Source organism: Sphaerimonospora thailandensis (genome assembly GCF_016863115.1).
Classification (GTDB): domain Bacteria; phylum Actinomycetota; class Actinomycetes; order Streptosporangiales; family Streptosporangiaceae; genus Sphaerimonospora; species Sphaerimonospora cavernae.
On record NZ_BOOG01000025.1, the window covers coordinates 23,580 to 41,149 of the forward strand.

General features: G+C 71.2%; 14 protein-coding genes. 11 read left to right on the forward strand and 3 right to left on the reverse strand.

Annotated features, from left to right (window positions below):
* Positions 1 to 21: 21 nt before the first annotated feature.
* Positions 22 to 825 (reverse strand): class I SAM-dependent methyltransferase, encoded by an 804-nt coding sequence (locus tag Mth01_RS14905; protein ID WP_204016447.1) that lies wholly within the window; start codon positions 823 to 825, stop codon positions 22 to 24.
* A 199-nt stretch (positions 826 to 1,024) separates the two neighbouring features.
* On the opposite strand from Mth01_RS14905, the gene Mth01_RS14910 reads away from it, so the two are divergent.
* The 6 genes from Mth01_RS14910 to Mth01_RS14935 all read left to right on the forward strand — a co-directional run bounded on the left by Mth01_RS14910 (position 1,025) and on the right by Mth01_RS14935 (position 9,938).
* Positions 1,025 to 3,970 (forward strand): FAD-binding and (Fe-S)-binding domain-containing protein, encoded by a 2,946-nt coding sequence (locus Mth01_RS14910; protein ID WP_204016448.1) that lies wholly within the window; start codon positions 1,025 to 1,027, stop codon positions 3,968 to 3,970.
* A complete protein-coding gene (locus Mth01_RS14915) occupies positions 3,967 to 5,817 on the forward strand; it encodes a thiamine pyrophosphate-dependent enzyme (RefSeq protein WP_204016449.1) in 1,851 nt (616 codons plus the stop codon). The genes Mth01_RS14910 and Mth01_RS14915 overlap by 4 nt, the downstream gene beginning before the upstream one ends.
* Before the next feature lie 72 nt (positions 5,818 to 5,889).
* Positions 5,890 to 6,900 carry an ATP-binding cassette domain-containing protein gene (locus Mth01_RS14920; RefSeq protein ID WP_204016450.1) on the forward strand — a complete coding sequence of 337 codons (1,011 nt, stop codon included), beginning with the start codon at positions 5,890 to 5,892 and terminating at the stop codon, positions 6,898 to 6,900.
* Entirely contained in the window at positions 6,897 to 7,724 is an 828-nt protein-coding gene (locus tag Mth01_RS14925; RefSeq protein ID WP_204016451.1) for an ABC transporter permease, read from the forward strand. The genes Mth01_RS14920 and Mth01_RS14925 overlap by 4 nt, the downstream gene beginning before the upstream one ends.
* A gap of 64 nt (positions 7,725 to 7,788) precedes the next feature.
* The gene (locus Mth01_RS14930) at positions 7,789 to 8,601 is read left to right on the forward strand and encodes a TetR/AcrR family transcriptional regulator (RefSeq protein WP_407695948.1); all 813 of its coding nucleotides are present in this window, start codon (positions 7,789 to 7,791) and stop codon (positions 8,599 to 8,601) included.
* A gap of 113 nt (positions 8,602 to 8,714) precedes the next feature.
* Entirely contained in the window at positions 8,715 to 9,938 is a 1,224-nt protein-coding gene (locus Mth01_RS14935) for an SRPBCC family protein (protein ID WP_204016452.1), read from the forward strand.
* A 100-nt stretch (positions 9,939 to 10,038) separates the two neighbouring features.
* On the opposite strand, the gene Mth01_RS14940 is transcribed toward Mth01_RS14935, so the two are convergent.
* Positions 10,039 to 11,319: a cytochrome P450 gene (locus Mth01_RS14940; protein WP_204016453.1), complete on the reverse strand. Its 1,281-nt coding sequence runs from the start codon at positions 11,317 to 11,319 to the stop codon at positions 10,039 to 10,041.
* Positions 11,320 to 11,523: 204 nt separating this feature from the next.
* On the opposite strand from Mth01_RS14940, the gene Mth01_RS14945 reads away from it, so the two are divergent.
* From Mth01_RS14945 to Mth01_RS14955, 3 genes are all read left to right on the forward strand, one after another.
* Complete coding sequence (locus Mth01_RS14945) at positions 11,524 to 12,291, forward strand: hypothetical protein (protein ID WP_204016454.1); 768 nt, start codon at positions 11,524 to 11,526, stop codon at positions 12,289 to 12,291.
* Between the two features lie 129 nt (positions 12,292 to 12,420).
* Positions 12,421 to 13,131 (forward strand): fasciclin domain-containing protein, encoded by a 711-nt coding sequence (locus Mth01_RS14950; protein WP_204016455.1) that lies wholly within the window; start codon positions 12,421 to 12,423, stop codon positions 13,129 to 13,131.
* 193 nt (positions 13,132 to 13,324) lie between these two features.
* On the forward strand, positions 13,325 to 13,819 hold the full coding sequence (locus tag Mth01_RS14955) for a hypothetical protein (RefSeq protein WP_204016456.1): 495 nt from the start codon (positions 13,325 to 13,327) through the stop codon (positions 13,817 to 13,819).
* 108 nt (positions 13,820 to 13,927) lie between these two features.
* On the opposite strand, the gene Mth01_RS14960 is transcribed toward Mth01_RS14955, so the two are convergent.
* Positions 13,928 to 15,595, reverse strand: a complete 1,668-nt coding sequence (locus Mth01_RS14960; RefSeq protein ID WP_204016457.1) for an FAD-dependent oxidoreductase — start codon at positions 15,593 to 15,595, stop codon at positions 13,928 to 13,930.
* Positions 15,596 to 15,833: 238 nt separating this feature from the next.
* Between Mth01_RS14960 and Mth01_RS14965 the strand changes: the two genes are divergently transcribed.
* Both Mth01_RS14965 and Mth01_RS14970 read left to right on the forward strand, forming a co-directional pair.
* Entirely contained in the window at positions 15,834 to 16,487 is a 654-nt protein-coding gene (locus Mth01_RS14965) for a dienelactone hydrolase family protein (protein WP_204016458.1), read from the forward strand.
* A 34-nt stretch (positions 16,488 to 16,521) separates the two neighbouring features.
* On the forward strand, positions 16,522 to 17,499 hold the full coding sequence (locus Mth01_RS14970) for an aldo/keto reductase (protein ID WP_204016459.1): 978 nt from the start codon (positions 16,522 to 16,524) through the stop codon (positions 17,497 to 17,499).
* Positions 17,500 to 17,570: the final 71 nt, after the last annotated feature.

Sequence of the window (17,570 nt, forward strand, 5' to 3'; positions counted from 1 at the left end):
ACCGGCTCATGATGACCACGCTCAGTTCGCGGCGGGTCGGCAGGCGAGGACTATCTGAAAGTCGGCGTCCTCCACCAGCGCCCCGGTGCCGGCGTGCGTGGTGAGCAGGTCTGTGGCTGCGGCCTCGAACTCCTCGATCCGGTCGCCGAACAGGGGACGCGCGGCGAAGGAGGTCGAGTACAGGTACCCGATTACCTGCTCGGGAGTCCAGATGCGCCGCACCGGGATGCGCGTCTCCTCCACCTGGCAGAACGCCGACTCGGCCAGCACCTGCGCGTACGGCTTGTCGTGGTGGGCGTAGGTCTGCCCGCTGCCGGCGCGGCGCTGCTCACCGAGGAACTCCTGGATCAGCGCGCGCAACGCGTCCGTCCAGGTGGTGCGGGCGGTCCACAGGCTGCCGTCGCCCATGACGGCCACTGCGCCGTCGGCGGACACGTAGCCGTCCAGGGCCTTCAGCACCGCGGGCTGGTCCATCCAGTGAAACGCCCGGCAGATCGTCACCAGGTCGGCCATCCAACCCGCATAGGGCGGGGCGAAGTCCTCCGCACGCCGGTGATGCAGGCGCAGCGTCGTCGTGCCGGGAAGCAGGGGCCGCAGGGCCGCGCCCGCCTGAGTGATCATTCCCTCGTCCGGCTCGACCACGTCGACCTCGGTGAACGCCTCCCACAGCGCGGCGGGGACCTGGCCGGTTCCACTTCCCAGGTCCAGCAGCCTGCGCGGTGGGGCCAGGTGGTTCACCCGACTGGCCAGCAGTTCGGCCGCCTCGGGCGGGATTCCGGGCCGATACCGCCGGTAGTAGGGGGTGGTTCCGGTGAACGTGTTCATCGCAAGCTCCTTTGCGGTGCCGGTGACAGTGGATCGGCGTGTCGTCTGGTGAACTCCCCATATCCGAAGGCTCCTGCCACGGCTCGTCTCATGCCTACGGTGATTGTTCCGTTCGGCTTTGCCGTCTCATGCGCGCGTTTCCGCCGTGCCTTTGTCCCGGCCGGGGGATCCCTTCTGAGAGATGACGGGATACGCCGATATGAGGAATCCGCCGCAGCCGCCGTACGCGGAGGAACTGCGCGCGGCGCTCGGGCGTGCCGTCGCCGGCGAGGTGCGGTTCGGTCCCGGCGATCGCGCGATGTACGCGCACGAAGCGTCGATCTTCCGCCAGGTGCCCGTCGGCGTGGTGCTGCCACGCGATGCGGGCGACGTCGAGGCCGCGCTGGCGGTGTGCCGCCGGTTCGGGGCGCCCGTGCTCGGCCGCGGCTGCGGCACCTCGCTCGCCGGGCAGAGCGTCAACGGCGCCGTGGTCTTCGACTTCACCCGGCACATGGACGCCATCGTCGGCCTCGATCCGGAGCGTCGCACGGCACGCGTCCAGCCCGGCGTCATCTGCGACGCGCTGCGCGACGCGGCCGAGCCGTACGGCCTGACCTTCGGGCCGGACCCGGCCACGCACGATCACGCGACGCTTGGCGGGATGATCGGCAACAACTCCTGCGGCACCCACTCGGCCATGGCGGGCAAGACGGTCGACAACATTGAAGAACTGGAGATCGTCACCTACGACGGCACCCGGATGCGGGTCGGCCCCACCGGCGAGGCGGAGCTGGAGCGCATCATCATGGCCGGCGGCCGCCGCGGGGCGATCTATGCCGGGCTGCGGCGCATCCGCGACGCCTACGCGCAGGTGATCAGGGACGGGATGCCGGACATCCCGCGCCGGGTGTCCGGCTACAACCTGGACGCGCTGCTGCCCGAGAACGGCTTCAACGTCGCCCGCGCCCTGGTCGGCTCGGAGAGCACGCTGGCGTTGACGCTGGAGGCGACCTGCCGCCTGGTGGAGTCCCCGCCGCACCGGTCGCTCGTCGTGCTCGGCTACCCCGACATTCCGTCCTCCGGGTACGACGTGCCGTGGCTGCTGGGGTTCGGCGCCATCGGACTGGAGTTCACCAGCCGCCACGTCGTCGACAACCTGCGGGCCAAGCGCTTTCCCGCCGCGCGGGACGCGCGGCTGCTGCCGCCCGGCGAGGCGTGGCTGCTCATGGAGTTCGGCGGGCGCACCAGACGCGAGGCCGACGCGGCCGCGCGGGCGCTGATCCGCGCCCTGGCCACGCTGGGTGTCCGGTCGTACCCGAACGGCCACGCACCCCCGAGCCATCGGTTCTACGACGATCCCGACGAGGCGGCCGCCGTCTGGGAGATCCGGAGCAACTCGGCAGGCACATCCCGGATGCCGGTCGGCCTGGGCGGCCATGGCGGCTGGCCGAACTGGGAGGACGCCGCGGTCGCCCCGGAACGGCTCGGGCCGTACCTGCGCGACTTCGTCCACCTGCTGGACCGGTACGGCTACGACGGGGTGTTCTACGGCCACTGGGGCGACGGGTGCGTCCACTGCCGCATCGACTTCGACCTGCGCACCGCCGAAGGCGTACGGAAGTACCGGCGGTTCATGGAGGAGGCCGCCGACCTGGTCGTCTCGTACGGCGGGTCGCTGTCGGGGGAGCACGGCGACGGGCACGGCCGGGCCGAGCTGTGGCCCCGGATGTTCCCGCCGGAGCTGATGCGCGCGTTCGAGGAGTTCAAACGGCTGTGGGACCCCGAGGGCCGGCTGAACCCGCACAAGCTGATCGATCCGTACCCGCTGGACGCGCACCTGCGGGAGGGCACGGCCTACCGTCCGGAGCAGCCGGCCACGGTGTTCGCCTTCCCCCAGGACGGGGGCAGCTTCACCGAGGCGGCCGGCCGCTGCTTCGGCGTCGGAACCTGCCGCCGCACCGGCGGCGGCTTCATGTGCCCGAGCTTCATGGTGACCAGGGAGGAGAAGCACTCCACCCGGGGCCGGGCCCGGCTGCTGCAGGAGATGTGCGAGGCCACCGGGCCGATCAGGGACCGGTGGCGCAGCGACGAGGTCAAGGAGTCGCTCGATCTCTGCCTGGCCTGCAAGGGCTGCCGGGGTGACTGCCCGGTCAGGGTCGACATCGCCACCTACAAGGCCGAGTTCCTGCACCACTACTACGCCGGACGCCTCAGGCCCCGGCAGGCGTACGCGCTCGGACTGATCGACGTGTGGGCGCGGCTGGCCTCGCGCGTGCCGGGGCCGGTCAACGCCGTCACCCACGCGCCGGGGCTGCACCGCCTCGTCAAGCTCGCCGCCGGGGTGGCCCCGGAACGCGATGTGCCGCGCTTCGCCCGGCGGACCTTCACCAGGATGTTCGCGGCCCGGGCCCGGCGGGGGCCGGACACCGCGGGCCCGCCGGTGCTGCTGTGGCCGGACACGTTCGTCAACCACTTCGAGCCGGGGATCGCGGTCGCGGCCGTCAAGGTGCTGGAGGCGGCCGGGTTCCGGGTCCTGATCCCCGATGGGGCACTGTGCTGCGGCAGGCCGCTGTACGACTACGGCATGCTGCGGCTCGCCCGGCGCTACCTGCGGCGCGTCCTGGACGGGCTGCGCCCGTACCTGGAGGCGGGGATCCCGCTGGTCGGGCTCGAGCCGAGCTGCCTGGCCGTCTTCCGCGACGAGCTGACCAACCTGCTGCCGCGCGACCTCGACGCGCGGCGGCTGCACGCGCAGAGCTTCACACTGTCGGAGTTCCTGACCGGGCACGCACCCGACTGGCCGGTGCCCCGGCTGCGCCGCGCCGCGCTCGTCCAGCCGCACTGCCACCACCACGCGGTCATGGGATTCGACGCCGATCGGCGGCTGCTGCGCGCGGTTGGGCTGGACCTGGAGATCCCCGACGCCGGCTGCTGCGGCATGGCCGGCAGCTTCGGCTACGAGGCGGGGGAGCGGCACCGGGTCTCCATGGCCGCCGGGGAACGGGTGCTGCTGCCCGCGGTGCGGGAGTGCCCGCCGGACACACTGATCATCGCGGACGGCTTCAGCTGCCGCGGCCAGATCGCGGACGGGACCGGCCGGACCGCGCTGCACCTCGCCGAGGTGCTCGCGCTGGCGATACGTGAGCAGCGGAAGGATCCGACATGAGCCAAGAGCGCACCGCCTCGGACGTCCTGGTCGACCGGCTCATCGCGTGGGGCGTGGACACGGTCTTCGGGTTGCCCGGCGACGGCATCAACGGGTTCGTCGACGCGCTGCACAAGCGGCACGACGACCTCAGGTACGTCCATGTCCGGCACGAGGAGGTCGCCGCCATGGCGGCCGTGGGGTACGCCAAGTTCACCGGGCGGCTCGGCGTGTGCTTCGCCACCTCGGGGCCGGGCGCCGCGCACCTGCTCAACGGCCTGCTGGACGCGCGGACCGAGCAGGCGCCGATCCTGGCCATCAGCGGCATGACCTACCACGACCTCGTCGGGACCAGCTACCTGCAGGACGTCAACACCGACTACCTGTTCAACGACGTCGCGCTCTACAACCAGCGGATCATGGGCCCGGCCCACGTGATCAACGTCACCGACTACGCCGTCCGCACCGCGCTCACCCAGCGCGGACCGGCCCACCTGTCGTTCCCGATCGACTACCAGGCCGCAGCGGCCGGCTCGGGCACCCGCTTCCGACGCAACGTCGAGGGCCACACCTCCACGGCGCACCGGCCGCCGATCCGGGTGCCGTGCGGGGAGGACCTGGAGGAGGCGGCGCAGGTCTTCGCCGGGCGGACCCGGATCGTCATCCTCGCCGGGGCGGGCGCGCGCGGAGCCGGGGAGGAGCTGGAGGCGGTCGCCGAGCGGCTCGCCGCGCCCATCGTGAAAGCCCAGCTCGGCAAGGACTGCGTACCCGACGACAGCCCCTACACCACCGGGCCGATCGGCCTGGTGGGCAGCCGCCCCAGCGAGGAGGCGCTGGAGGAGTGCGACGCGCTGCTGATCGTCGGCTCCACCATGCCGTACATCGAGTACTACCCCTCGCCGGGGCAGGCGGTCTGCGTGCAGATCGACGACCGGCCCGAACGGCTCGGCCTGCGCCACCCGGTGGACGTCCCGCTGGCCGGTGACGCCCGGGCGACGCTCGCCGCGCTGCTGCCGATGCTGCCGCGCAACGACGACCGCGCGTTCCTGGCGAAGGCACAGGAGGGCATGCGCGAGTGGTGGGCGCTGATGGAGGCGCGCGGTACGCGTACCGACCTGCCGATGAAGCCGCAGGTCCCCGCCTGGGCGCTGAACGACGCGCTGGCGGACGACGCGATCGTCTGCGGCGACTCGGGGACCGTCACGACCTGGGTCGCCCGGCAGATCAGGACCCGGCGCGGCCAGCTGTTCTCCTTCTCTGGGACCAACTGCTCGATGGCCGCCGGCCTGCCGTACGCGATCGGGGCGCAGGCGGCCTATCCGGGGCGGCAGGTCGTGGTCTTCACCGGAGACGGGTCGATGACGATGCAGCTCGGCGACTTCCTCACCGCGGTGCAGCACAACCTGCCGATCAAGGTCGTGGTCATCAAGAACAACACGCTGGGCCTGATCAAGTGGGAGCAGATGGTGTTCCTCGGCAACCCCGAGTACGGCGTGGACCTCGCGCCGATGGACTTCGTGAAGTTCGCCGAGGCCTGTGGCGCCCGCGGGGCGCGCATCGAGGATCCACGCACCTGCGCCGGTCAGATGCGCGAGGCGCTGTCGTGGGACGGGCCCGTGATCGTCGAGTGCGTCGTCGACCAGCACGAACCGCCGCTGCCGGCGAAGGTGAAGAGCGACCAGGTGCGCAAGCTGTTCGACGCGCTGCGGCAGGGCACGCCCAACCGCAACCGCATCGCTCTGCAGATGGTCAAGGACCTGCTCGACGAGGCGAGCTTCGAGGCCAGCCCGGGCCACGTGATCCCCGGCCCCATCGGCCGCGCCGCCGCCGAGGTCGTCGAGAAGCTGCGCGACCGCACCGAGGAGTGACGCCCGCGCGTTCGTCTTTTCCGTACGGCGTACGGTACGGTGTACCCTCAATCGAGGGAAAGGGCGTACGCGGTGAGTTCAGGTGATCTCGCGGTGATCGCGGAGGGCCTTCGCAAGCGTTACGGCGGCAAGGACGGAAGAGACGGCAAAGATGGCAAACCGGCCCTGGACGGCTTCGACCTCACCATCCCGAAGGGGACGGTATGCGGGCTGCTGGGCCCGAACGGCGCTGGAAAGACGACGTCGGTACGCATCCTGTCGACACTGCTGAGCCTCGACGGCGGCCGGGCCCTGGTAGGGGGTTTCGACGTCGCCGAGCAGGCCACCGAGGTCCGGCGGCGCATCGGCCTTGTGGGGCAGCACGCCGCGGTGGACGAGGTGCTCGGCGGGCGGCAGAACCTCGTCATGTTCGGGCGGCTGCACCATCTGGGCAAGCGGGCGGCCACAACCAGGGCGGACGAACTGCTGGCGCGGTTCGGCCTGGCCGACACCGGATCGAAACCGGTCAAGGCGTACTCCGGCGGGATGCGCCGCAGGCTCGATCTCGCCGTCGGCATGATCCTGTCTCCCGAGGTGCTCTTCCTCGACGAGCCGACCGTCGGCCTCGACCCACGCGGCCGGGGCGAGGTGTGGCAGGCCGTCCGCGCCCTGGCCGGCCAGGGCACCACGGTGCTGCTGACCACGCAGTACCTCGACGAGGCCGACCAACTGGCCACGCAGATCAACGTGATGGACCACGGCAGGGTCATCGCCGAGGGCACGCCGGGCGAGCTCAAGTCGCGGATCGGTGGCGACCGGATCGAGTTCGTCGTGCATGACCGGACCCAGGTCGGGACGGCGGCCCAGGCGATCGCGCGGGTCGGCGTCACCGAGCCGGTCGTCGACCCCGATGCCGGCCGGGTGGGCGTCCAGGTGGCGCACGGAACCGATGCACTGCGAGAGACCGTGCGGGTGCTCGACCAGGCGGGCATCGACATCGATGATCTCAGCCTGCGCCGGCCCACACTCGACGAGGTGTTCCTGCACCTCACCGGCCGTCGTACGACCGAACCCGAACACCAGGGAAGGGAAGTCAACGCGTGACGCTCGTCGCCCCCACACCGTCGTCCGGTTCCCCCGGCAGCCTGCGCTGGGCCCTGGCGGACAGCTGGACCCTCACCGTCCGCGGCGTCTCGCACTGGGTACGCAACCCCGGGCCGGTGATCTTCTCGCTCGCCTTCAACGTCCTCATCGTCTTGATGTTCGTCTACCTGCTCGGCGGCGCGATGCGGGTGCCCGGCGGCGGGGACTACCGCGACTTCCTGATGCCCGGCATGTTCGCGATGACCATGCTGTTCGGCATCGCGGCCACCACCCAGGCGGTGACCGCCGACGTCGAGAGGGGGATAACGGATCGGTTCCGCTCGATGCCGATGTCCGCCGCCGCGATGCTGGCCGGTCGTGCCGTCGCGGACATGCTGCTGTCGGTGCTCACGCTGGCTGTGATGGTCGTGACGGCGTTGGCGGTCGGCTGGCGGCCGTACGGCTCGACCGGAGAGTTCCTTGCCGCACTCGGCCTGATCCTCCTGCTGCGGCTGGCTCTCGTCTGGATCGGCGTGTACCTCGGCCTGGCCCTCTCGGGCGCCGAGGCGATCACCGGCGTGCAGACGCTGGAGTTCCCCGTCGGGTTCCTGTCCAGCGCGTTCGTAGCGACCGCCACCATGCCGGGCTGGCTCGGCGCGATCGCCGACTGGAACCCGATCTCATCGACCGTCACGGCGACACGCCGGCTGTTCGGCAATCCCGGCGCCGTCGGCGACTCCTGGATCGTCGAGCACGCCCTGCCGATGGCCGTCGTCTGGCCGGTCGCCCTGCTGCTGATCTTCTTCCCTCTGTCGGTCGCCAAATGGCGCAGCCTCCGCCGTTGAGCCCAATCCGTTGAGCCCAGTCCGTTGAGTCCTCCGCCGGGGGAGAACCGGACCCAGGTGCCGGATGGCGTACGGTACCGCGTACAAGGCGCACGACAAGGGGCCGGGGAACGAGATGACGGAGTACGGCGGCACCGGGGACCCGGCGCGTAGCCTGGCGATCCTGTGGCGGACGGGCGAGCGGCCGAGCCGGAAGGGCAAGCCCGACCTGGGCGTCGACCGGATCGTACGGGCGGCGATCGAGGTCGCCGACGCCGAGGGGTTGGCCGCGCTGTCCATGCGGAAGGTGGCCGAACAACTCGGTGTCGGCACGATGTCGCTGTACACGTACATCCCGGGCAAGGCGGAACTGATCGACGTGATGGTCGACACGGTGTACGGCGAGTTGCCGATGCCGGAGGAGGTGCCCGGGGGATGGCGGGCCAGAGTGGAACTGATCGCCAGGGAGAACCTGGCGCTGTGCCGAAGGCACCCCTGGCTGCTGCAGGTCGCGACGACGAGCCGCCCGCCGCTGGGCCCCAACGTGATGGCCAAGTACGACTTCGAGCTGCGCGCGGTCGACGGCATGGGCCTCGACGAGATCGAGATGGACCTGCTGGTCACCCTGATCAACGGGTACGTCCACGGCGCCGCTCGCGGCGCGATCGAGGCGGCACAGGCCGAGAAGCAGACCGGGCTGACCGACGAGCAGTGGTGGTGGGCCCACGCGCCGTTCCTGGCGAAGGTGCTCGATCCCCGGCGCTATCCGACGGCGGCCCGGGTGGGGGAGGCCGCCGGGGAAGCGTACAAGGCCGCCTTCGACCCCGAGCGGACTTTCGAGTTCGGCCTGCGGCGGGTGCTTGACGGCATCGAGGCGTTCGTCCGCTCCCGCGACTGACCCCGCCGACCGGCCCCTGCGGCCGGCGGGAGCACGGCCTCGACCGGAATCGGGCGGAATCGTCCGCCGGTCACTGGGTAGGCCCGTGCGCATGGGGGGTGGTTACCATGCGCATGGCTGATCGTCCAGGACATGGGCGACATGACGGACAGGTCACCGTGATCGAACGCGGGGCGTCACTGTCGCGCACCGCGGGCGCGGCCGGGCTGGGCGCCTGCGCCGGGGCACTGACGGAGTATCTGCTCGACCCGAATCTCGGCCGGACCCGCCGGGCCCGGGTGCGCGACAAGGCCGTGCACGGGGTGCATCGATCCAGAGGCTGGCTCGGCGTCCTCGCCCGCGACTTCACCAATCGCAGCCGGGGCGCGGTCGCGGAGATCCGCTATCGCTTCGTGGGAAGGAACGTCGACGACCGGGTGCTGTCCGAACGCGTGCGCGCGGAGCTGGGCCGGCACGTCAGCCACCCGCACGCGGTGGAGGTCCACGTCGCGGGTGGTCGCGTGACTCTCGCCGGCCACGTGCTGGAACGGGAGGACCGCCGGGCCCGCCGGGCGGTGGCGCGGATTCCCGGCGTCAAAGACGTCGAGGCGAGCTGGACCGCCCATCACGACGCCGAGGGGGTGATCCAGCTGCAAGGGGGCGGCCGGCCGAGGGAGCGCGTACCCGAGATCTTCCAGCAGTGCTGGTCGCCGACCGCGAGGTTCCTCGCGGGGGCCGCCGCGGCGGCGACCTGGGCGATGTCCGGGCGGCTGCCTGGGCCGTTCGCCTGGATGGTGCGGGCCGGCTGTGCGGTCCTGGGCGCGCGTGCCGCGACGAACCTTCCGCTGAAGCGGCTCAGCGGGATCGGCGCGGGCCGGCGTGCCGTCGACATCGAGGACGCGATCTCGGTGGCCGCGCCGGCCGAGGACGTGTGGCCGCTGCTGAGCGATTACAGCGTCTTCGCCAAGTGCATGCCCGATGTGCTGGAGGTACGGCGATCCGACGACGGGCGGCGATCGCACTGGGTGATCTCGGGACCGGCCGGGGTGCCCATCGGCTTCGAGGCGGCCGAGACCAGCCGCGAGGAGGGGCGGGAGATCTCCTGGCGGACCACCGAGGGCAGGCTCATCGCCCACACGGGCACACTTCGGCTCACGCCCGAGGGGGCCGACCATTGCCGGATCGAGGTCCGGCTCGCCTACAACCCGGTGGTCGGCGCGGTCGGGCACGCGATGGCGACGCTGCTGGGGGCCGACCCGGCGCGAAAACTGCAGCAGGACCTGATGCGGTTGAAGTCGCTCATCGAGACGGGTAAACCGCTGGCCGGCGCCGTCTCGGGCGAAGACCGCAGGTCATGACGCGTCCGGCGGTGCCCGGCGTGCTCGAAGCCGGGTGCCGCCGACGTCCACGGTCAGGCGGCGTGGTCTGTGCCCGGGCTCCCGGACCGGCCGCCGATCGTCATACCGATCGAGATCCAGTTGCCGGACTGACCCGGACGCGCTCGGGCCTGAGGACGAACCCGCTCGCCATCCGCGCGGGCACCCGCCGCAGGGAGATCGTCAGATCCTGCTCGGGAACTCGGTAGTCCAGCCCGGCCAGGCGGTGTGCGAGGACCCGCATCAGGGTGATGACGATCGCCTCGCCGGGGCAGCGATGGCCGGTGTTCGCGTCGCCGCCGCCCTGCGGGATGAGATCGAACGCGCCGATCCGACGGCCCACGAACCGGTCGGGATCGAAGCGGTACGGCTCGGCCCAGAGCCGTGAGTCGTGGTTCTGCCCGTAGACGTCGAGCAGCACGAGCGCCCCCGCCGGGATCGGCTCCCCGCGCCAGGACAGGTCACGCACGGCCCGGCCGCCGACGAACGGCGTGAACGGGTAGAAGCGGCGGACCTCGTCGACGAACGCCTCGGAGAACGCGTCGGGGAAGGCCTTCGCCCCGCTGTCGGCCGCGCCGGTCAGCCGGGCACGATGCTCGGGCCACCGATGCAGCGCGTGGGCCATGAAGGTGGCGAACCAGCAGATGGCCACGGTGGGACGCAGGACATTGAGCAGGTCGACCGCGGCCACGCGGGGTTCGAGCCGCCTGCCGTCGACGTCCTCGTGATGCGCCACCACGTCGATCGCCGAGCCGGACGGCGCGGTGAGGGCGCCTCGGCGCGCATCCGTTATCAGTGCGGCCAGCCACGCCTCGCGCCGTCGCCGGGCCAGTCGCGCCCGCCAGTGCCGCCGCCCCGCCGAACCGAATCCGTCGACCATCGCGACCAGGTCCGATGCCGCGGCCGGCACGTCGGCGTCGGACAGGGGGACGCCCGCCCACCGGCACACGGCACGGGTCAGCAGCCGGGACGCCTCGTCGAAGAGCACCACGTCCCGTCCGGCCGGCCATGAGGAGACCGTCTCGTCCCACGCGGCGAGCGTGTGATCGGTGAGGCTCCCGATCGTGTCCTCGGTCATGAGCGACATGAACATCGCCTTGCGCAGCCGGTGTGCCGGGCCGTCGAGCGTGTGCACGGCGCCGTGGCCGAACAGCGTGCTCTTGATCGGGCCGGGCAGGGCCGTCCGACGCGCCACGTGCTCCTCGTCATAGAAGAATCGCGCGGCGTCCGGCCCGCACAGGCCCACCGCCCGCTGCCCGAGCACCCTGGTGTGGACGATGTCCGACCCGGCACGGCGGCGCAGGCCCGGCAGCCAGGCATACCCGTTCAGCAGGAGCGGCAGCGTGTTGTCGAGCAGTCGCATACGTCGGGGGTGCCCGCCCGGTACCGGGAGGAAACGGCGCATCGGGCGCGTGCGAACCAGGTGGCAGGCCGTGGTTTGTAGATCTTTGCGGGATGAAGGGGCTGATCCCCAGGTTTGACCCGACATTGAGCGTCGGACGCGTGATCATCCATGGTCGGCCGCTTAGCGTCTAGCTCGTACCTTCCACGACATCGGGGGAGTCTCATGCCAATCTGCACTGCCATACTCGCCGCTACCCTGCTCGCGGGCCCGGCGGCCGCCACCACGCCGCAGGACGCCGGCCCGGGCGCCTACACCAACAACGACCCCTACAGCAGCCAGATGTACGGAGCACCGCAGTTCGGGATGCAGCCGCCGTGGCTGCAGCAGGCCGGGGCGCAGCAGCAGCCCCAGAACGCGATGCAGCAGCCGGGCACGGTGCAACTGCCCGGCGAACCGCAGCAGCCCGGTATGACGCAGCAGCCGGGCATGACGCAGCAGCCCGGTGGCATGATGCAGCCGGGCATGATGCAGCAGCCGGGCGGCATGATGCAGCCCGCGATGTTCCAGCCGATGCAGCCGCCGTGGCTGCAGGAGGCCGGGATGCAGCCGCAGCAGGCCCCGCAGCAGTCCGGAGACCAGCAGCAGGCGCCGCAGCAGGCGCCGCAGCAGCAGGAGGACGCGGACGACGACGGGCCCGCTTTCATGTTCCAGCCGCCCGCCAACAACTCCAACGCCGCTCCCACGTCCGCCGAGGGTCCGCAGGTGGCCGCCAACAAGAAGTCCGACGACGACTTCTTCCCCGGGAAGTTCACCTTCCCCCCGGAGTGGGGTCGGAGCGGGCGCGCTCCGAAGGCGTACGACCTCGTGCTCAACCCGACGCTCGACTCGTCGAAGAAGTCGTTCGCCATGCCTGAGATCAAGGGGCATCAGGTGGCGAAGTCGTGGCCCTCGTACAAGGGCGCAGACAACCGGGCGCGGGCAACGCGTTGATCCGTCCGCCGGTCGACTGATCGGCGGGTGAGTTCCGCGGACCGCGGGGGGCGGGCGTCCGGTTCCTCTCCGCACCCTTGCACCTGCCACCCGCGGCCCGCGGGCGCCACCCCACCACAGGGAGATTCGATGAAGACGCGACTTCTCGCCTTTGCCGCCCTGGCCGCGGTGCTTACGCTGACCACGGCCTGCGGTAGTGACGGCAGCGGAGGCGAGAGCGACGCCGCGGCGCCGGCCGCGGCCAACGAGACGGCTACGGACATGGCGACCGGCACGCCCGGCGACGAGGCGAGTGCCTCAGCCACCGAGTCGGCCACCGAGTCGGCCACAGGGTCGGCCACAGGGTCGGCCACCGCTTCGGCGTCCCCGTCCCCGTCCGCTTCCGCCTCGGCCTCGCCGTTCGGCGCCGCCTGCTCTGAGGTGCCGGCCTCCGTGGCCGGCGAGCCGGTCGGCAAGGCCATCTCCGGCATCCCGTCGCTTTCGACGCTTTCCGGAGTGATGCGGACCGCGGGCCTGGCCCGCACGCTCAACAAGGGCAAGGACTTCACGCTGTTCGCGCCCACCAACGAAGCCTTCACCAAAGTCCCGAAGAAGAAACTCGACCGTCTCATGGGGAACAAGCAGGCGCTCAGCGCTCTCGTGGCCTATCACGTGGTCAAGGGACGCAAGACGCCGGCCGACCTGCGGAGCGGCAAGCTGAAGACTGTGCAGGGAGGGGAGCTCACCACCACCGGTTCGGGACAGAGCTTCAAGATCAACGACGCGAACGTGGTGTGCGGCGACGTGGTCACACGCAACGCCACCGTCTACATGATCGACAGCGTGCTGATGCCGAAGTAATACAGGGCCGGCATCCAGAGATGCTACGAGGGGTGAGCCGCAGGTGATGGGCCGCCCCTCGTCGCGTTGTTCGAAGGCAAGTGAAGTGGGCGATTCCCTTCTTTGACCGGACACTGGGCATCGGGTCCGTGATCGCCCGACATGAGGCGCTTACCGTCATGAATGTACCGTCCACCATTTCGGGGGAAATCTCATGCCTATCTGCACTGCAATAATCGCGGCTGCCCTGCTTTCCGGGCCGGTCGGCACTCCCGCCGACCAGCACCCCGTCACCGACGCCTCGCCTGGTAAGCAGGTCGCGTCCTTCGCGATGCAGAACGCGGACCAGCCGGAGCTCGTCGCCAGCACGGCAGTGGAAAAGCTGCTGAAGGACAAGAACGGGAAGATCGGGTCCCTCGTGACCGGCGGCCTGCAGGAGCCCGCCCCGGCCGCGCAGGGCCCCGCCGGGCAGGCGGCACCCGCCGCCCAGACAGGCCAGACAGCCCAGGCCGGTCCGGCGGGTCAGCAGGGAAGCGAGGGGCCGGTCGTCCAGACCGCCGGCCAGCAGGAGCCGCAGGACATCTTCCTCCACCCACAGGCCAATTCTCCGGTGGTCAGCAAGATGTCCGGCAAGGACCTCGTCCAGCAGCTGCCCGGCCGCCAGATGCGTGAGTTCGGCTCCGGCCAGTGGTCGTCGGACGACGACTGAGCGAACGCGCGGTGAGAGGGGCGAGCCGGTCATCGGCTCGCCCCTCGTCATGCGGAGCATGTGGGTCGGCGCCGTCATGCGGAGCATGCGGGTCGGCGCCGGCGCGGCTCAGGTCGCCGAACGGAGGTGCTCGTTGACCAGGCGCGCCGCCATCGCGCCCTCTCCGGCTGCCGAGACGACCCGCTTGACGGAGCCGCTGCGCACGTCACCGGCCGCGAACACACCGGGTCTGCTGGTCTCCAGCGGGAACGGCCGGCCGGGGCTGAGGCCCTCCGCCGGCTGGGAGCGCAGGGCACGCGCGCCGGTGAGGACATATCCGCGGCGGTCGAGGGAGATCTCGCCGGACAGCCACCGGGTGTGCGGCTCGGCGCCGATGAGGACGAACAACGCGCGTGCCTCGACCGTGCGGCGCTCCCCGGTGACGTTGTCCTCGGCCACGACCGACTCCAGTCTCTCGCCACCGGACAGCTCCCGGACCTCGGTGTTCAGCATGACCTGGATGCGCGGGTCGCGCTCGACCTCGACGGCCAGGTAGCGGGACATGTTCACCCGCAGGTCGCCCTCCCTGGCCAGCAGGCGGACCCACGCCGCGTGCGCGGCGAGGAACAGGGCGGCCTGTCCGGCGGAGTCGCCTCCTCCCACGACCACTATCGGATCCCGCCGGCACTCACGGGCCTCGAACATGGTCGCCGCGTAGTAGACGCTCGTGCGCTCGAACCTCTCCATGTCCGGCAGATGCAGTCTGTGGTAGCGGATTCCGGTGGCGACGAGCAGCGCACGAGCGTGGATCATCGCGCCGTCCCGTGTGGTGACGACGTGGTCTCCGCAGCTTCCGTCGAGCGCGGCGGCCTCCGCCGGGAGGCGGAAGCGGACGCCGAGCCCGGTCGCCTGGGTCACCGCCCGATCGGCCAGTTCCTCCCCGGAGATTCCGTACGGGAATCCGAGGTGGCTTTCGATCCGGGGCGAGGTGCGGGCCTGGCCGCCGATCGCGGCCGCGTCGACCACGATCGTCGACAGGCCGTCGGCCGCGCCGTACACCGCGGCGGCCAGGCCCGCCGGGCCCGCTCCGACGATGAGCAGGTCGCACACCGTCTCCCAGGTCCGCGGGGCCGGCAGGCTGACGGCCCCGGCCAGTTCGGCGTTGCTCGGGTTGCGCAGCACCGTCTCGCACCGCAGGATCACGACCGGCGTCTCCTCCGGGGCGACACCCATCGCGCGCAGGAAGCACTCGGCCTCCCAGTCCTCCTCCAGGTCGATCCACTTGTGCGGCAGGCGGTTGCGTACGGCGAACTCGCGCAGGCGTCGGGTGTCGGCGGAGAACCGGGAACCGACGATCCGCAGGCCGGTGCCGAGCCCGGTGAGCATCGACCGGCGGATGACGAACGCGCGCAGGATCAGATCCCCCACCTCGGAATCTCGCCCGATCACGCGACGCAGTTCGTCCACCGGCACGGCGAGCACCTCGCCGGGCTCGGCGCATACCGCCGTCTGATGTCCGACCAGGCCGGTCAGCATGTTCATCTCGCCGAGGAACCGCCCCGGGCCGTGGACGGCGGCGACATGGTCGGCCGTGCCGTACTCCTCGACCATCGCCACCCTGCCGTCGAGCACCACGAAGAGGGCGTCGGACAGCGCACCCTCGGCGAACAGCACATCGTCGCGGCTCATCGGCCGCCGCGCACCGCCCGCCCCCAGGCGCTCGATCTGGGCCCGGCTCAGCCGTGGATAGGCCCCGTGTAGATCCGGGGTCTCCGTCAGCTCCTCTGGCCAGTGCATGATTCACCTTGCCCGTCCGCACGGCCGCTCTCGGAAGCCTGTTCGACCGTTGACTCTTTGAGGACCTCTGCCCATCCTTGATGGTCCCTATCGTCCTCTTTTGTCCGGTTGATCTAAATGGATGCCAAGGCTTTCTGAGGTTCCGGCATGATCGACCGGGAGGCCGCCGCGAGTTTGTCGCCGTCTGGACGGGGTAAGGCGTTCTGACCTGCCGAGGGGTGACGGCAAGGGGGAGAGCATGAACGCTGTCGAGGTGAGCGTCCGGATCCCGGCCGGGGGCGTCGTGCTCGACGCCGACGTCGTGGTGCCGCGGCCGGCGCAGGGGGTCGTGCTGTTCGCGCACGGCAGCGGAAGCGGGCGGCACAGCCCCCGAAACCGCTACGTGGCCCGTGAGCTGCAGCGCGCCGGGCTGGCGACCGTCCTGGCGGATCTGCTCACGGTCGAGGAGGAGCGCGCCGACGCCCATACCGGCCACCTGCGGTTCGACATCGGCCTGCTGGCCGGGCGGGTGGCGGCGCTGGCCGACCGGGTGCCGGAGGACGTGCCGACCCGGGGCCTCGGCATCGGGCTGTTCGGCGCGAGCACGGGCGCGGCGGCCGCCCTGGTGGCGGCGGCGGCCCGCCCGGCCACGGTGCGCGCCGTCGTCTCCCGGGGCGGCCGGCCCGACATGGCCGGGGACGCCCTCGCCTCGGTCAGGCAGCCGACGCTGCTGATCGTCGGCGAACGCGACCCGATCGTCATCGAGCTCAACATGGAGGCGATGGGCCGGCTCACCGCGGAGACCCGCCTGGAGATCGTCCCGGGTGCCTCGCACCTGTTCGAGGAGCCGGGGACGCTCGAGTCGGTCGCGGGTCTCGCCCGTGACTGGTTCGCCCGCCATCTGGCCGGATGACCGTCCCTATCAGCCCACATTAGGATCAATCGTCATGGAACAGCGGGTGTTGGGCAGGACGGGCAGGCAGGTGGGCGTCGTCGGGCTGGGGGCCTGGCAGCTCGGGGCGGACTGGGGCGAGGTCAGCGAGGCGGACGCGCTGGCCACCCTCCACGCGGCCGTCGACGCGGGGGTCGACTTCATCGACACGGCCGACGTGTACGGGGACGGCCGCAGCGAGAAGATCATCGGCAGGCTGCTCGGGGAGCGGCCCGGACTGACCGTGGCCACCAAGATGGGGCGGCGGATGCTCCAGACGCCCGAGGCCTACACTCTGGGCAACTTCCGCGCCTGGACCGACCGCTCCCGCGCCAACCTGGGCGTCGACACGCTCGACCTGGTCCAGCTCCACTGCCCGCCCAGCGCGGTGTTCGACGACGACGCGGTGTTCGACGGCCTCGACACGCTGGTGGCCGAGGGCGCGATCGCGGCCTACGGCGTCAGCGTGGAGAGCGTCGGAGAGGCGCTCACCGCGATCGCCCGGCCGAACGTGGCCGCCGTGCAGATCATCCTCAACGCGTTCCGGCTCAAGCCGCTCGACGAGGTGCTCCCGGCGGCCGAGAAGGCCGGCGTCGGCATCATCGCCCGGGTCCCGCTGGCCAGCGGTCTGCTGTCGGGACGGTACGGCCCGCAGACGGTCTTCGCGGAGAACGACCATCGCAACTTCAACCGGCAGGGCGAGGCCTTCGACGTCGGCGAGACCTTCTCCGGGGTGGAGTACGGCGTGGGCCTGCAGGCGGTCGACCGCATCCGGGGGCTGGTTCCCCGGGGCATGACCATGGCCCAGTTCGCGCTGCGCTGGATCATCGACCAGCCGGGGGTGAGCGTGGTGATCCCGGGCGCCCGCAACCCCGAGCAGGCCCGGGCGAACGCCGCGGCCGCCGATCTGCCGCCCCTGCCGGCCGAGACGCACGCCACGGTCCGCCGGGTGTACGACGAGCTGATCCGGCCCCAGGTGCATCACCGTTGGTGAGCAGGCGGGGGGATCACGGAGGATTTGCGCGCGAAATCGGGGCGGCGGCACCGGTAGCATCGAAGCCTGGA

Excerpts from the sequence above, each read along its gene's own strand:
- Mth01_RS14905 (WP_204016447.1), bottom strand. The coding sequence starts at position 825 with ATGAACACGTTCACCGGAACCACCCCCTACTACCGGCGGTATCGGCCC.
- Mth01_RS14910 (WP_204016448.1), top strand. The coding sequence starts at position 1,025 with ATGAGGAATCCGCCGCAGCCGCCGTACGCGGAGGAACTGCGCGCGGCG.
- Mth01_RS14915 (WP_204016449.1), top strand. The coding sequence starts at position 3,967 with ATGAGCCAAGAGCGCACCGCCTCGGACGTCCTGGTCGACCGGCTCATC.
- Mth01_RS14930 (WP_407695948.1), top strand. The coding sequence starts at position 7,789 with ATGGCGTACGGTACCGCGTACAAGGCGCACGACAAGGGGCCGGGGAAC.
- Mth01_RS14935 (WP_204016452.1), top strand. The coding sequence starts at position 8,715 with ATGGCTGATCGTCCAGGACATGGGCGACATGACGGACAGGTCACCGTG.
- Mth01_RS14940 (WP_204016453.1), bottom strand. The coding sequence starts at position 11,319 with ATGCGACTGCTCGACAACACGCTGCCGCTCCTGCTGAACGGGTATGCC.
- Mth01_RS14945 (WP_204016454.1), top strand. The coding sequence starts at position 11,524 with ATGCCAATCTGCACTGCCATACTCGCCGCTACCCTGCTCGCGGGCCCG.
- Mth01_RS14950 (WP_204016455.1), top strand. The coding sequence starts at position 12,421 with ATGAAGACGCGACTTCTCGCCTTTGCCGCCCTGGCCGCGGTGCTTACG.
- Mth01_RS14955 (WP_204016456.1), top strand. The coding sequence starts at position 13,325 with ATGCCTATCTGCACTGCAATAATCGCGGCTGCCCTGCTTTCCGGGCCG.
- Mth01_RS14960 (WP_204016457.1), bottom strand. The coding sequence starts at position 15,595 with ATGCACTGGCCAGAGGAGCTGACGGAGACCCCGGATCTACACGGGGCC.
- Mth01_RS14965 (WP_204016458.1), top strand. The coding sequence starts at position 15,834 with ATGAACGCTGTCGAGGTGAGCGTCCGGATCCCGGCCGGGGGCGTCGTG.
- Mth01_RS14970 (WP_204016459.1), top strand. The coding sequence starts at position 16,522 with ATGGAACAGCGGGTGTTGGGCAGGACGGGCAGGCAGGTGGGCGTCGTC.